This is a genomic window from Pseudomonas sp. C2.3V, from assembly GCF_058536325.1.
In genome coordinates this window covers 679,573-693,691 of record NZ_JBZUBN010000002.1, presented here as the reverse complement: position 1 = coordinate 693,691, position 14,119 = coordinate 679,573, and the positions used below count along the sequence as shown (strand labels likewise).

Below are 14,119 nucleotides of genomic sequence, written 5' to 3'. Positions count from 1 at the left end.
CGATGTTTGCACATTTCTTTATCAAGCGACCGGTCTTCGCCTGGGTTATCAGTATCGTCATCATGCTTTTTGGCCTCTTGGCGATACGTACTCTTCCTATCGCTCAATACCCGGATGTGGCTCCCCCAGCCATTTCAGTCAGCGCCTCCTATTCCGGCGCCTCGGCCGAGACCATGGAGAACAGCGTTACGCAAATCCTTGAACAGCAACTCAAGGGGCTGGATGGCCTTCAGTCATTTTCCTCCAGCAGCAGCTCCACAGGGCGAACCAGCATTACTGTGACCTTCAACCAGGGGGTCGATCCCGATAACGCTCAGATTCAGGTCCAGAACAAGGTTCAGCAGGCGCTTACGCGTCTTCCCTCCGAGGTGCAGCGGCAAGGCGTCTCGGTGACCAAGGCGCAGAATGATTTCCTGCTGATCATGGCCCTGTATGACGACACGGATCGATCATCCTCTACGAATATTTCCGACTATATGGCCAGCAACCTGCAGGACCCTATCTCACGGGTTCCTGGTGTAGGCGATGTGCAAATATTCGGCTCTGAATATGCCATGCGCATATGGTTAGATCCTTCGAAGCTGGCTACTTATGGATTGATGCCATCTGACGTCACGGCGGCCGTACAGGCACAGAACACTCAAGTTTCTGCTGGACAGATTGGCGGATTGCCTTCTCCACCGGATCAGGAGCTCAACGCCACCGTCACCGCGCAATCGCGACTGCGTACGCCCCAGCAGTTCCGGGACATCATCTTGAAGAGTGATTCGTCAGGTGCGCATGTGCATTTGGGCGATGTGGCTCGGGTAGAACTGGGTAGTGAGAGTTACAGCATCGTCACTCGATTGAACGGTCATCCTGCCGCGGGGCTTGCGGTAAAGCTTGCACCGGGAAGCAATGCGCTTTCCACAGCCGAAGGCGTAAAAGCGCTGGCGCAGGAGCTGTCCAGTAACTTCCCTGAAGGCTACCACCTGGAATTCCCGCTCGACAGCACGGAATTTATCAAGCTTTCAGTTCATGAGGTCATCAAGACGCTCTTCGAGGCCATTGCCCTTGTTGTCGTGGTGATGTTCATTTTCCTGCAGAGCTGGCGCGCGACTCTTATCCCGGCGATTTCCGTTCCGGTGGTGCTGTTAGGCACATTCGGCGTGCTATGGATTGCAGGATATTCCATCAATACGCTCACCTTGTTTGGCGTGGTGCTGTCCATTGGTCTTCTGGTAGACGACACCATTGTGGTGGTGGAAAACGTTGAGCGCTTGATGACGGAGCGCAAGCTGTCTGCCCTTGACGCCACCATGGAGTCGATGACGGAAATCAACAGTGCGTTGATCGGGATTGCCATGGTGTTGTCTGCCGTTTTTCTGCCTATGGCTTTCTTTGGCGGGTCGACAGGGGTTATCTATCGGCAGTTTTCCATCACTATCGTAGCGTCTATGGTGCTGTCGGTGTTTATTGCACTGACCCTCACACCCGCCCTGTGCGCAACATTGCTCAAGCCAGCCGAGCATCGGGCGCACTCTGGTTTCTTTGGCTGGTTCAACCGCACCTTCAACAAGAACCTCAACCGCTATGAGCATGGAGTAACGGGCGTACTCAAACGCCCGGTACGGTTCATGCTCATTTATGGATGCCTGGGCGCCGTACTGGTCGTGCTGTATATGCGTTTACCCAGCGGCTTTCTGCCTACCGAAGACCAGGGCTCGAACATGGTGCAGTTTACCTTGCCGGTCGGAGCCTCCCAGAAGCGCAGTCTGGAGGTTGGCAAGACCATTGAGCGCCACTATCTGGAAACCGAAAAGGACAACACCAAAGCAATTTTTACCATTGTCGGATTTGGCTTTGGCGGAAGCGGCCAGAACACAGGCCTTGCGTTTGTTGCCCTAAAAGATTGGAGCGAGCGCACCGATGAGAAAGACCGAGCCGACAGTATTTCCAATCGCGCCATGGCAACCTTTTACCGCTCCCGCGATGCGCAGATCTATGCCCTGACGCCACCTGCGATCCAAGGCTTGGGCCAATCGGCTGGCTTCACGTTCCAGCTACAGGCATCAGCCACAACGGACCGTGCTCAGCTCCTAGGCTTTCGTAATCAGTTGTTAGGGCTGGCCGCAGCAGAGCCGTCCCTAGCCGCAGTTCGCCCAAGCGGCCTGGAAGAAACTCCACAGCTCAAAATCGACATTGATCAATCCAAGGCGGTTTCCAGCGGGCTAGCGTTGAGCGATATCAACTCGACGTTAAGTGCCGCCTGGGGCAGTACCTATATCAATGACTTTATCGACCGGGGTCGCGTCAAGCGGGTATACATGCAGGGTGACGCCCCGTTTCGCTCGCAGCCTGATGATTTGTACCAGTGGTATGTGCGTGGTCAGTCCAACGCGATGACACCTTTCTCGGCCTTTGCCACTACGCATTGGGAGCGCGGCCCGGACAACCTTGAACGCTTTAACGGCCTTGCCTCATACGCGATTCAGGGTCAGGGTGCTCCGGGTGTCAGCTCGGGTGAAGCCATGGACACAATGGAGCATTTGGCCAACCAGTTGCCCCAGGGGACGACCTTCGCCTGGAGCGACTTGTCCTATCAGGAGCGCGAATCCAGTGGGCAGGCCATTCGCCTTTATGCCCTGTCCATCCTGATTGTTTTCCTCTGCTTGGCAGCCCTCTACAACAGCTGGTCGATTCCCTTCTCAGTGCTCATGGTCATTCCGCTGGGTATCGTCGGCACTATCCTCGCAGCTACCTTGCGAGGGCTGGAAAACGATGTGTTTTTCCAGGTTGCGCTCATTACCACCATTGGCTTAGCTGCCAAGAATGCCATTCTGATTGTCGAGTTTGCCGAGGCGGCCGAGCAGCGTGGGCTTTCTATCTGGAATGCTGCGCTTGAGGGTGCTCGCTTGAGACTTCGCCCGATCGTTATGACCTCGCTGGCCTTCATGGCAGGTGTGCTGCCTCTGGCCGTTGCTACCGGTGCGGGTGCCAACAGCCGCATCTCCATTGGCACCGGCATCATTGGCGGTACGCTCACCGCAACAGTGCTTGCGATCTTCTTCGTACCGCTGTTCTTTGTGCTCGTCCGCGGCCTCGCTATCCGCTTCCAGAAGAGCAAGACCCCATCCGTTTCGCAGGAGACACCATGATGCACCTGAGATGTTTAGCGCTGCTCATGCCGATGGCTCTGTTTGGCTGCACTCTTGCTCCTACTTATGAGCGCCCTGCCGCCCCGGTTCCCTCGACGTGGCCGCAAGGAACTGGCTACACGCCCTCTGTGCAAGCCTTTGTGCCAACCACTTGGGAAGCGCTTGTGCTGGATGCCGATCTACGATCCGTCATAACGCTTGCGCTAACCAATAACCGGGATTTGCGCAAAGCGGCGGCCAATATCGAGTCGGCTCGGGCGCAGTATCGTCTGCAGCGCTCCGAACTCTGGCCCCAGTTAAACGCCAGCACCAATGCTTCACGCTCTCGTACTCAGGTAGAGACACTCGGGCAAAAGCAGACCGTCTACAGCAAAAGCGTTTCGGCAAGCGTTGGGCTTAGCGCCTATGAGCTGGATTTGTTTGGACGCGTGCGGAGCCTGTCCGAATCAGCGCAGCAGAGTTTGCTGGCTACAGAAGAGGCTTCTCGCGCCACCTATATCAGCTTGATCGCGGAAACAGCCAATGCCTACCTGACGCTCGCGTCTGACCGGGCGCAACTGAGGATCTCGGAGGAAACGCTGGAAAGCGCGGGTCGCACGGTCAGTCTGATCCAGGGGCGGCTCTCGGCAGGCATCGCCTCCCGTGTAGACTTGCGGCAGGCCCAGACGATCTATGAACAGGCACGCGCGGATATTGCCAACTACCGGACGCTTGTTGCTCAGGACCGCAATGCACTGGAATTATTGGTCGGGCAGACACTGGATGATGCGGTGCTACCCCAACCATTAGCAGCAGATAACCCATTGTTTGCAGAGGTCTCGCCTGGACTGTCTTCCGATGTCCTGCTCAGGCGCCCGGATGTGCTTCAGGCCGAACATAACCTGTTGGCAGCCAATGCCAATATCGGGGCTGCTCGGGCAGCATTCTTTCCACAGCTGAGCCTTACTTCCTCTGTAGGCTTGAGCAGTAACGAGCTGTCATCGCTGTTTTCAAGCGCCAACAAGGTCTGGTCGTTCATGCCCTCTGTTAGCATCCCGATCTTCACCGGTGGCGCCAACATAGCCAACCTGAACTACAGCAAGGCCCAGCGGGACTATTACGTCGCTGACTATGAGCAAAGCATCCAGACCGCTTTTCGTGAGGTAGCTGACGCGCTGGCCAGGCGCGGCACACTGGAGGAGCAAATTTCTGCCCAGACAGCTCTTTTGGAAGCGGCCAGCGAAAGCTACCAGCTCTCGGATGCACGTTATAGACGGGGTATTGATACCTTCCTGAATGCGCTCGATGCGCAACGTACGCTCTACAGCGCCCAGAAATCGCTGATCAATGCACGTCAAATCGCGGAGGAAAACCGCATCGAGTTGTACAGAGTGTTGGGTGGTATCTGATAAACAAAGGCCCGGCCGAATACCGGGCTGGGCCTTTACTAGACTGCGCTTTCAGGACCATGATGCGTCATCAATCCTTGCTTCCAGGCGAAGGCAACGGCTTCTGTACGATCAGCCAAGTCGAGTTTGGAGAGCAGGCTGCTAATATGGGACTTCACTGTTTTCTCACTGATATTCAGTGCAGTAGCAATGCGCACGTTACTGCCCCCAGAGGCAAGCTCGCGAAGCACATCAAGTTCACGCTCGGTCAGCTCCTTGAAGGGATCGACCTTGGGCTCGCGAATTCCCCTGACCACTTTAAGAAGCTTCGACGCGATAAAGGGATGAATAATGACCTCACCTCGCGCGATCCGGCGGATCATATCAATCAGCTCATCACCCAACATCGTCTTGACCAGAAAGGACTGAGCACCCGCCTCGATGGCAGCAAAGGCCAACTCATCCTCTTCGGTAGAACTCAGGACAGCTATCTGGCTACCCGGACTTACCTCCAGCAGTCGCTTGATTGTCTCCACACCGCTCAACCCTGGCATCATCAAATCCAGCAAGACAAGCTCAGGTTTGGACGCCTGAGCGAGCTCAATCGCTGTCTGCCCATCTCCCGCCTCGCCTATCACATCGAACTCGCCGGTAATGTCGAGCAGACTGCGGATACCCTGTCTGACAATGGCATGGTCATCAACCAGCAACACGGTGGTTTTCATCATTACCCTTTTGTGGGTTTAAAGGAGATTTCAACGGTGGTTCCCTGGCCGGGCTCGCTGCGAATATCAATACGCCCTTCCAAAAGCCAATGGGCTCTTTGTCGCATATTGCCCAGGCCCATTCCCGAGCTGGTGTGCCCTGGATGAAAGCCTTGACCATCGTCCTCGATTTTAAGAACAAACCGCTCTCCCTGACGAACGAGGGATATCCATAGTTGCGAGGCGTTGGCATGTCGAAGCGTGTTGGCTGCCCCCTCACTAGCAATCAAGAGCAGCTCAGTTGCAACGGCATCCTCCTCATTCAACCAATGCATCACCTCTTCCTGAATATCGACAGACCATTGGATGGCGCTGCCCTCAAGCAGGTTTGCCAGGTTCTGCTTCAAGGCGCTATCCAGGCCTAGTTCGGCCACTGTAGGTGCCGAGAGGCGATGGATAACATCGCTCATGTCTCGTTGAAGATGCTCAACAAGCTTGAGTGATGAGTTGGCCAGCTTGCTCTGCTCGGGATGGGTACTGCACAGGCGGCGTAAGAGGCTGAGCTGCAGCCCTAGGGCGAAGCACCGCTGCTTGGCGGTATCGTGCAGTTCGCGGGCCAGCCGACTGCGCTCATCCTGCGCAGCGATAGCCTGCTTGACCTCAATCACACCTGCTACCGCATCAGCCATATGATCGAATCGCTGGGCCAGCCGGCCGAATTCATCATGTCCCTCATCGTTGATACGCATATCGAGTTGGCCCTGAGCCCAGGTATTGGCTACCTGCTCGGCATGACGAATTCTATTCAGCAGGAAGAAAGCCAGCAGCAGTGCGGTGCAACAATTACTGATCAGCATATAGGGCCAAAGCCAACCAAACTGACGGCTCGTATCCGCCCAGAAGGCCTTCCATGGATCAAACCCCTCCATACCCAGAACAAGCCTATCCGCCTCTTGTGGTAGCTGAACAACCGCCGTGCTAAACCAGATATCACTGGTCGTACGCGGCTCATCGCTTTCAACCTTGATACTGTTACCCTGGCGGCTAACTCTCTGCATTCTGGCTTGAAGCGGCTCCGTCAGTTTGGCGGGGTAATGACATTGCAGCCCCTGCTCATTGCGATACAGCGCTGCAAGACGCCCTTCCCCGAGAGACTGGCTAAAACTATTACCAGCCTTGCCTGTTAATACACCAGAACCAAAGATACGATGGACCAACAATTCAAGCAGTGCCTGGCAGCGTTCAGGCGTAGCGACGGCTTGCAGCAGCTCAGCCACCACCCTGCCCTCTACCGCAACACGGTCGTGCAATTTATCTTCACTTAGCGCCTCTTTAAGCTCAACCTGACTTTTCCAGGTACCGAAGCCGATGATTGCAACTGTAGAAGAACCAGAGATCACGAACAGACTGACAAAAAATTTGATGAACAGTCCGCCTAGCCATCGCTTGGGCGTGAATAACGAGGCGAGCTTGGAGAGAGTAAGCAAGGAGGGCGTGAATCCTGATCATCGGGTTATATGATCATTTTGCCATGAACCCTTCGGCAACGCCTGCAGCCTATCTGCCGGATTATGAAGACTAAGATCGGAAAGCCCACCCCTCTATGGTTTGATACGTCAGGCCTTACCGTCAAATGTGGAATGAATAAGACTCTATGTTTCTCTTTTGCTGCCGCAGGTAATCATGAAGACTCTGCTGTTAGGATTGATGATTCTCGGCCGTACGTGCCAACCCACAGAGGCGGCCTGTCAGCGAAATGCCGCTGACTTTAACTATCCCTCTCAGCGGCTGGATGAAGCGATACAGCAGCTTGCCCATAGCACCGGCTGCCCTGTTACTGTAGACCTCGCCCGTTTCGCCGACCGTAAAGTGCCTGCGCTTCATGGTCGCTATACGCCTGAAGAAGCCTTATGGCAGCTGATCAAGGGAACGGGGCTCGAGGGTTACCCTACGGCTGATGGATTGGAAGCGAACACTCGGGAACAGGATGCCGTCGGGGTCAAGGCAAAGGCTGTACGTAACCTCATCAATGCTAACAACGGCTCGATTACCAAGGCCAAACAGCAGCATTACGAACAGCAAATTAAGGAAGTGGAAACCAGCGCAGCGGACCTGGCTCGCCAGCAGGGCTTTATCAGCGCCGGGGAGCGCAGCTCATTTCATCGCAGCCTGGACGGTATGCTCAACGAACTGAAGCGTTAGATCATCAAGGCCGTTTGGAAGGCAGACGACTGACTTTGCTTCAGACACCTGCCGACTCATGAGAAATACACTGCCTGGCACTTCACTCCAGGCAGCCCTTGATCAACCAGCCAGTACGCTATCAACTAACGCTTTGGCTTCTTCCTGGATACGCTTGAGATGCGTCTCCCCTTCGAAGCTCTCGGCGTAGATCTTGTAGACGTCTTCCGTACCGGAAGGACGTGCTGCAAACCAGCCGTTTTCAGTCACAACTTTGAGGCCGCCGATCGCGGCACCATTGCCAGGCGCCTCGGTCAGGATCTGTGTAATCGGCTGACCGGCCAGCTCGCTGGCAGTTACCTGTGAAGCGGAGAGCTTGCCTAGCTTGGCTTTCTGCTCGCGATCAGCTGCAGCATCGATACGCTGATACACCGGCGAACCAAACCGCTCGGTCAGGGCCTGATAACGCTCACCAGGATCCTTGCCAGTAACCGCCGTGATTTCAGCCGCCAGCAGTCCCAGGGTGATGCCGTCCTTATCGGTCGACCACGCACCGCCAGCCTTGCGCAGGAACGATGCGCCCGCGGACTCCTCACCACCAAAACCAAGGCTTCCGTCCATGAGGCCATCCACGAACCACTTGAAGCCCACTGGCACCTCGACGACCTTCCGATCGATACCCTGAGCCACACGGTCGATCATGGAAGACGACACCAGTGTTTTACCGATACCCGCGTGAGCGCTCCACTCGGGACGGTGAGTAAAGAGGTATTCGATCGCTACCGCCAAGTAATGGTTGGGATTGAGCAGCCCGGTCGAACGCGACACGATACCGTGGCGGTCATGGTCGGTATCACAGGCGAAGGACACATCGAAACGGTCCTTGTTTTCAATCAATCCAGCCATTGCATGGGGCGAGCTGCAGTCCATACGGATCTTGCCATCCCAATCCAGGCGCATGAAGCGGAAGGTAGGATCGATACGGGTCGACAGGACTTCAAGCGGCAAACCAAAACGCTCGGCAATGCGCGTCCAGTAGTGCACGCCTGCCCCGCCCAGAGGATCCACGCCAAACTTAAGGCCCGAATGCTTGATGGCTTCGATATCGATGACCTGATCAAGGCCACCCACATAGCTTTCGATAAAGTCGAATCGCTGCGTCGTTGGCGCTTTCAACGCACGCGCATAGTCCATGCGCTCCACGCCCTTCAATCCTGCCTTGAGCAGCGCATTTGCACGCTCCTGAATCCACTTGGTTACGTTGGTATCGGCCGGACCACCATTGGTGGGGTTGTATTTGAATCCACCATCGGCAGGCGGATTGTGTGAAGGCGTAATGACAATACCGTCAGCCAGGCCGCTGGTGCGGCCTTTGTTGTATTCGAGAATGGCATTGGAGATGGCGGGCGTTGGCGTATAACCGGGCTCGCCCTGGGTCTCAGCACAGCCTGCATCGATACGGGTCTCAACACCATTGGCAGCCAGCACTTCCAGTGCTGAAACAAAGGCAGGTTCGGACAACGCATGGGTATCCATGCCGACAAAGAGCGGACCATTTACGCCCTGCTCTTTGCGGTAGTCACAAATGGCCTGGGTGGTTGCCAGAATATGCCATTCATTAAAGCTGACCTTCAGCGATGAGCCACGGTGCCCGGACGTACCGAATGAAACCTGCTGCGCTGGATCATCAGGATTGGGGCGCTCGCTGTAGTAGCGCGACACCAGGCGCGGTAGGTTGACCAGGGTATGCTCATCGGGCAGGCGTCCTGCGTTAAGGTCGATGCTCATCTGACGTTCCTTTGATGGATTGAAATTACTGCCTCAAGTAAACCATGCGGCGACTCAAGAAGCATTCGAAAGCGGTATGACACTGGTGGGTGTCATTCATTCGCGCTTCGACCCAAGCACTACCACCCTGGGTTCCCTTTTTGTTTCGCTTATGTGCTGCGGTGCTCGGAAATAAGCAGTGAAAACGGCTCGCCAAAAGAAAACCCGGCATTAGCCGGGTTTTCGATAACTGTGTTGCGTTAGAGCGGATGATCTACCTCATCATCGCCAAGCGGATTATCAGGAATGATATCGGGACGCAGTGGATCGAATACGTCACTGCCAATGCCCGCATCGTCCGGCACCACAGGATCGGAGCCTTGTGCATCTAAGGGCGCATTGCTCATACAGATCTCCTCCATTTATAGCCATTAGCACCAGGCTTTGGAGGTATAAATCCACCCGTTGTTTATACCGGTCATCCGAGCCTTTTGCAGCAGATTAAAGGTGGGTATAGATGTAACGGGCCGTCATCACAAGCGCTGTCACTCCAACCATAATCCCGATAAGACCAGACAATGCCAGTGCCGAAAAATGATAGAGATGACTCGGTGCACTGGCCATGATCAGTATCGCCGAAACACTGATCAACGAAACGATAGGCCCCACAGTCAGATAGCGTTTGAACACTGCCATGAACATGCCTCCCCAAGCAGCTCTGCAGACAGGCACCGTTGATAACACGGAATTATGAAGGCTATAAGTCATCACCAGACAGTTTTCCATTTGCGCCGGTCGCCAACCGACGAAAGGTATAAAGTTTTTCTGATCCCGACCGACAACGCAGCCACATCAATCAAGTAGATCCCTATGAAAAAGGTCAGCCAAACCTTGCGGACTCAAGCGTCCATCATCGAGGCCTATTGCGTTTTGGAAGAGGAAACTCGTCAGCATCCCGAGCTACGCGTATTCCTGCCTGAACTGCTTGATCTAAACGAACAGGCCTGCACGCTCATTGAGCGCTATATGGCCAAGGCAGCCGTTAAAGCCGCCACTGAATGAATCCAGCAATCCAACGGATGCGTTTGGGCGCGAGCCTGACATACGTGCTCACTGGCATAGCACAGGACAAAGGCTCACGAATGATGCCATTGAAGGCAAAATCGTAGCGACCTTGAGCCGCCGGTTATGGCTTACACGAATCGAAATGCAGGCTGCCAGGGAGCGTCTATAGTGTCTGGGCACATAACAAAAAGGACGCCTCATGACTGTTATGCTCCGCCGCGCCACGTGCTCTCTTTCATTGGCAATCGCTTTTGCCTTTTCTACCGCTTCCGCCGTACAGGCTAAACCTAATCACCCCGTTCAATCCCATGCCGAACAGTACAAGGAAGAAGCACTCAAGCTACTCGAGCAACTGGTAAATATTGATTCGGGCTCGGGTTATGCACCTGGTCTGATACAGGTAGGTCAGATTGCAGCTGATCAGTTGAAACAGCTGGGCGCTACGATCGAGACTGTTCCAAACTCTCCACCTGATAAAAGTCATCATATCGTTGCCACGCTTAAAGGCACAGGCAAGGCCAAAATCTTGCTGATGGCGCATATGGATACCGTTTTCAAAGAGGGCTCAGCCAAGGAGCGGCCTTTCCATATAAAGGATGGGCGAGCCTACGGACCCGGCGTGATGGACGATAAGGGCGGAATCGTAGCGGGCATCTATGCGCTCAAGATATTGAAAGACCTCAACTTCAAGGATTACGCTCAAATTACCTTTTTGCTTGATGCCAGCGAGGAAACCGGTTCCGATGCTGCTACTCAGCTGATTCAACGGGTGGCCAGGGAGCATGACGTTACCCTCAATCTAGAGCCAGGCCGGCCTGCCGATGGCCTCGTGGCTTGGCGAAAAGGAAGCGCGACCGCAACCGTTGACGTTACCGGTAAGGCCGCTCATGCGGGCGTAGCGCCGGAGTTCGGCCGAAACGCTGCCATGGAAATCTCGCATCAGGTCCTCCAGCTTGGCAAACTGGGCGATGTCGAGAAGAAAACTACGGTCAATTTTACTGTAATCGACGCTGGCGATCGCACGAATGTCATACCTGACAGCGCGACTGCCAAGGCAGACGTCCGTGTAGCAGTTCCTGAGGAGTTTGATCGGGTCGAGCAAGACATGGCGCGCGTCTCTGCCAACAAGCTGATCCAAGAGACCGACGTGAAAACTCATCTGCATCGGGGCTTGCCGCCTATGCCTCAAACCGCCGAAGCGGATAGGCTCGTGTCGATGGCTCAAAAGATCTACGGTGAAATTGGCCGCAAGCTTACGATCGAGGGCAGCGGTGGCGCAGCCGACGCTAGTCTTGCTGCGGGTGTGGGCGTACCAACGCTGGATGGCTTTGGCATCGTAGGCGGCAATATCCATACGCCAGAAGAGTACGCCGAGGTGGAAAGCGTCGCGCCGAGACTTTATCTACTGGCAAGAATGATCATGGAGCTGGCGCAGCGTGATAAAGGTTAAGTCTCTCAATGAAAAGGACTTTTCATCGGACGTATACAGCACGTGAGGAACGATAAGGAAGACTGGGCATCCCTTCTTATAGTCCTGTTGCAATCATGCAGGTAGATACTCAAGGCCTAAGGCCTCTAAGTCAGAAAGCTCGGCGCCAGACTGCTGAGCCACATCCGATAGGAGGATGAGCGATGGATGATCTGGAACAACGCATACGTCAACGCGCCTACGAAATCTGGGAAGCCGCAGGTCGTCCGGATGGACAGGGATTTGAGCACTGGTTTCAAGCCCAGAGAGAAGTCGACTACGACACCGCAGGGGATCCGCTGTCGGGCGGAATAGAAACCAGCGTGGCGCAGCCCATGCCCAAGCCAAAGCGAAGCCGTACCAAGAAGACAGCCTGACCACAGGTCTTTGCCACTACGTAAAACGGCCAATTCTATTGGCCGTTTTATTTTAGTCGGCCTGAAATGCCTAGAGCGCTATCCACCCTACTCTTATTGGCGTTAGCCGAAAACATGTTCTGTAAGAGTGACTTCGATGAAGTAGCCTTCAGCCTGATCGCGTCATTACGTCATTAATAAATCGGTCCACCTCTTTGATTCCGCAAAGGCCGCCTCGCCTGATCAACCAAGCTGCCAAACCGCCTATTCATCATAACATTAGCTCGCCACCACTAGACGTATGAGCGATGTAGGCTATAAATAATCGGGCGATCCCGGTAATAGTCATACCATTATCATGGCTTGCGCTTGAGCTATCTCTGCTGTCGGGCTTGGCGACCCTGCCTTATGAGGTCACCCGTCTTGCAGGGTTCGGCTTGAGGAGCTGCAGTTATGGGCCGTTTTCTTCAGCCTCTAAATCTGTGGCTCACACTGCTCGATAACAACCTGTGTTCTTGCTAATAACAACAACGGAGAAACACCATGGTTCTAGAACTGTGTGCTCAGGTAAGGCGTCTCAAGCGCAACCTTACCAATGCCGCCTGGTTTTCCCTCGCGGTCGCTGTAACAGTATTGATCAACCCGGCCTCCTCTCTGGCGGCAACCCAGTACGACAATCCTATCATTACGCAACGAGCCGATCCGTCTGTTTATAAACATACCGACGGGTATTACTACATGACTTATAGCGTACCGGAGTACAACCGGATCGCACTCAGGCGCGCCAGGACCATTGCCGGTCTTGCAAAGGCCCAGGAACAGGTCATCTGGACCAAGCACGACAGTGGTGAGATGAGTACCCACGTCTGGGCACCCTGGATCGATTACAACAACGGTTCCTGGTACGTCTATTTCGCTGCCGCTCAGGAAGGCACCCCGTTCAATCACCGCATTTATGCACTGTCCAACAATGCAGCCAATCCGATAACAGGCTCAGGCTGGATCGAGCGTGGTCAGATCAAGACAAACTGGGAGTCATTCAGTATCGATACGACTACCTTCGTGCATGCAGGCAAACGTTACATCGTCTGGGCCCAGAAAGACCCGAACATCGAAGGTAACAGCAATCTCTACATTGCCGAGCTGGATGGCCCATTGGCCATTAAAGGCAAACAGGTAATGCTATCTCAACCTGAATACGACTGGGAGAAGGTAGGTTTCTGGGTCAACGAAGCGCCTGCCGTCATGGAGCATAATGGCAAGGTGTTCATTGCCTATTCGGGCAGTGCTACCGATGCGAACTACAACATGGGCCTGCTTTCCGCACCCGCCACGGCGGATCTACTCGATCCTAGCGTATGGACCAAATCACCTGTTCCTGTCTTCAAGAGTAGCGAGCGTAACGGGATCTACGGCACAGGCAGCAATACCTTCACAACCGACCGGGATGGCACCATCCTTCACATCTATAATGCTCGCAACTACAAGGGCATCGTAGGCGATCCGCTGTACGATCCCAACAGGGCTATTTATGTTCATCCACTCAGCTGGGACTCCAATGGCAATCCGGTTTTCGGTGTCCCGACAGGCGCAGAGAAGCCAGTAACGCTGGTCAATCAGAACAGCAGCAAATGCCTCAATGTGAAAGATGCCAGTCTCGATGCAGGCGTACGGGTCGAACAGGCCTCGTGTGATCAGACGAATGCTCAACGCTGGCACATGATCAATCTGAAAAATGGCTTCTATGAGGTATTGAGTGTCAACAGCGGCAAAGTGTTGACTGCGCAGGAGGCATTCAAGGATTCGCCAATCTCACAGGAGACATGGCAAAACCTTCACACCCAGCAATGGCAGATGCTGCCTAGCGCATCAAACTGGTTCCGCCTGGTCAACCGCTCCAGTGGCAAGGTCTTGGACATACCGGGCTGTAAGGTCAGTGACAACGTTGATGTTGGCCAGGGACGCTGGATGAAAAATGGTTGTCAGCACTGGTCGGCTATCCCTTAACGTCAACCCTCTGAAATAAGGCACGGACAAGGACGTCCCGCCCTGCACTCCTCTTAACTCTGACCGT

Annotated in this window: 12 protein-coding genes; 7 read left to right on the top strand and 5 right to left on the bottom strand. The window is 54.6% G+C overall.

All coding sequences use genetic code 11. The annotated features are described in order from the left end of the window. Window positions 1-2 precede the first annotated feature (2 nt). A complete protein-coding gene (locus AC4LF3_RS22880; protein ID WP_491836824.1) occupies window positions 3-3,137 on the top strand; it encodes an efflux RND transporter permease subunit in 3,135 nt (1,044 codons plus the stop codon). Then, entirely contained in the window at window positions 3,134-4,525 is a 1,392-nt protein-coding gene (locus AC4LF3_RS22875; protein ID WP_491836823.1) for an efflux transporter outer membrane subunit, read from the top strand. Before AC4LF3_RS22880 ends, AC4LF3_RS22875 begins: the two co-directional genes overlap by 4 nt. 38 nt (window positions 4,526-4,563) lie before the next feature. Here AC4LF3_RS22875 and AC4LF3_RS22870 read toward each other — a convergent pair whose 3' ends face one another. Then, window positions 4,564-5,229: a response regulator gene (locus tag AC4LF3_RS22870; protein ID WP_491836822.1), complete on the bottom strand. Its 666-nt coding sequence runs from the start codon at window positions 5,227-5,229 to the stop codon at window positions 4,564-4,566. A 2-nt stretch (window positions 5,230-5,231) separates the two neighbouring features. Beyond that, window positions 5,232-6,695, bottom strand: a complete 1,464-nt coding sequence (locus AC4LF3_RS22865) for a HAMP domain-containing sensor histidine kinase (RefSeq protein WP_491836821.1) — start codon at window positions 6,693-6,695, stop codon at window positions 5,232-5,234. A 196-nt stretch (window positions 6,696-6,891) separates the two neighbouring features. Between AC4LF3_RS22865 and AC4LF3_RS22860 the strand changes: the two genes are divergently transcribed. Continuing rightward, a complete protein-coding gene (locus tag AC4LF3_RS22860; protein ID WP_491836820.1) occupies window positions 6,892-7,410 on the top strand; it encodes an STN domain-containing protein in 519 nt (172 codons plus the stop codon). Window positions 7,411-7,512: 102 nt separating this feature from the next. Here AC4LF3_RS22860 and pgm read toward each other — a convergent pair whose 3' ends face one another. The 3 genes from pgm to AC4LF3_RS22845 form a co-directional block, all read right to left on the bottom strand. Beyond that, the gene (pgm, locus tag AC4LF3_RS22855) at window positions 7,513-9,177 is read right to left on the bottom strand and encodes a phosphoglucomutase (alpha-D-glucose-1,6-bisphosphate-dependent) (RefSeq protein WP_491836819.1); all 1,665 of its coding nucleotides are present in this window, start codon (window positions 9,175-9,177) and stop codon (window positions 7,513-7,515) included. Window positions 9,178-9,416: 239 nt separating this feature from the next. Continuing rightward, the gene (locus tag AC4LF3_RS22850; RefSeq protein WP_010798681.1) at window positions 9,417-9,563 is read right to left on the bottom strand and encodes a hypothetical protein; all 147 of its coding nucleotides are present in this window, start codon (window positions 9,561-9,563) and stop codon (window positions 9,417-9,419) included. A gap of 94 nt (window positions 9,564-9,657) precedes the next feature. Next, window positions 9,658-9,852, bottom strand: a complete 195-nt coding sequence (locus AC4LF3_RS22845; RefSeq protein ID WP_122044038.1) for a hypothetical protein — start codon at window positions 9,850-9,852, stop codon at window positions 9,658-9,660. Window positions 9,853-10,026: 174 nt separating this feature from the next. Here AC4LF3_RS22845 and AC4LF3_RS22840 point away from each other — a divergent pair, with 174 nt between their 5' ends. The 4 genes from AC4LF3_RS22840 to AC4LF3_RS22825 all read left to right on the top strand — a co-directional run bounded on the left by AC4LF3_RS22840 (window position 10,027) and on the right by AC4LF3_RS22825 (window position 14,052). Next, window positions 10,027-10,218, top strand: coding sequence for a hypothetical protein (locus AC4LF3_RS22840; protein WP_019366901.1), 192 nt, complete (start codon window positions 10,027-10,029; stop codon window positions 10,216-10,218). Window positions 10,219-10,420: 202 nt separating this feature from the next. Further along, entirely contained in the window at window positions 10,421-11,671 is a 1,251-nt protein-coding gene (locus AC4LF3_RS22835; RefSeq protein ID WP_491836818.1) for a M20/M25/M40 family metallo-hydrolase, read from the top strand. Between the two features lie 182 nt (window positions 11,672-11,853). Next, window positions 11,854-12,066 carry a DUF2934 domain-containing protein gene (locus AC4LF3_RS22830; RefSeq protein ID WP_010798685.1) on the top strand — a complete coding sequence of 71 codons (213 nt, stop codon included), beginning with the start codon at window positions 11,854-11,856 and terminating at the stop codon, window positions 12,064-12,066. A 522-nt stretch (window positions 12,067-12,588) separates the two neighbouring features. Continuing rightward, window positions 12,589-14,052, top strand: a complete 1,464-nt coding sequence (locus AC4LF3_RS22825) for a family 43 glycosylhydrolase (protein ID WP_491836817.1) — start codon at window positions 12,589-12,591, stop codon at window positions 14,050-14,052. Window positions 14,053-14,119 lie beyond the last annotated feature (67 nt).

Coding starts and splice junctions, on each gene's coding strand:
- AC4LF3_RS22825 (WP_491836817.1), top strand. CDS start 12,589: ATGGTTCTAGAACTGTGTGCTCAGGTAAGGCGTCTCAAGCGCAACCTT.
- AC4LF3_RS22875 (WP_491836823.1), top strand. CDS start 3,134: ATGATGCACCTGAGATGTTTAGCGCTGCTCATGCCGATGGCTCTGTTT.
- AC4LF3_RS22835 (WP_491836818.1), top strand. CDS start 10,421: ATGACTGTTATGCTCCGCCGCGCCACGTGCTCTCTTTCATTGGCAATC.
- AC4LF3_RS22830 (WP_010798685.1), top strand. CDS start 11,854: ATGGATGATCTGGAACAACGCATACGTCAACGCGCCTACGAAATCTGG.
- AC4LF3_RS22870 (WP_491836822.1), bottom strand. CDS start 5,229: ATGAAAACCACCGTGTTGCTGGTTGATGACCATGCCATTGTCAGACAG.
- AC4LF3_RS22880 (WP_491836824.1), top strand. CDS start 3: ATGTTTGCACATTTCTTTATCAAGCGACCGGTCTTCGCCTGGGTTATC.
- AC4LF3_RS22860 (WP_491836820.1), top strand. CDS start 6,892: ATGAAGACTCTGCTGTTAGGATTGATGATTCTCGGCCGTACGTGCCAA.
- AC4LF3_RS22845 (WP_122044038.1), bottom strand. CDS start 9,852: ATGGCAGTGTTCAAACGCTATCTGACTGTGGGGCCTATCGTTTCGTTG.
- pgm (WP_491836819.1), bottom strand. CDS start 9,177: ATGAGCATCGACCTTAACGCAGGACGCCTGCCCGATGAGCATACCCTG.
- AC4LF3_RS22850 (WP_010798681.1), bottom strand. CDS start 9,563: ATGAGCAATGCGCCCTTAGATGCACAAGGCTCCGATCCTGTGGTGCCG.
- AC4LF3_RS22840 (WP_019366901.1), top strand. CDS start 10,027: ATGAAAAAGGTCAGCCAAACCTTGCGGACTCAAGCGTCCATCATCGAG.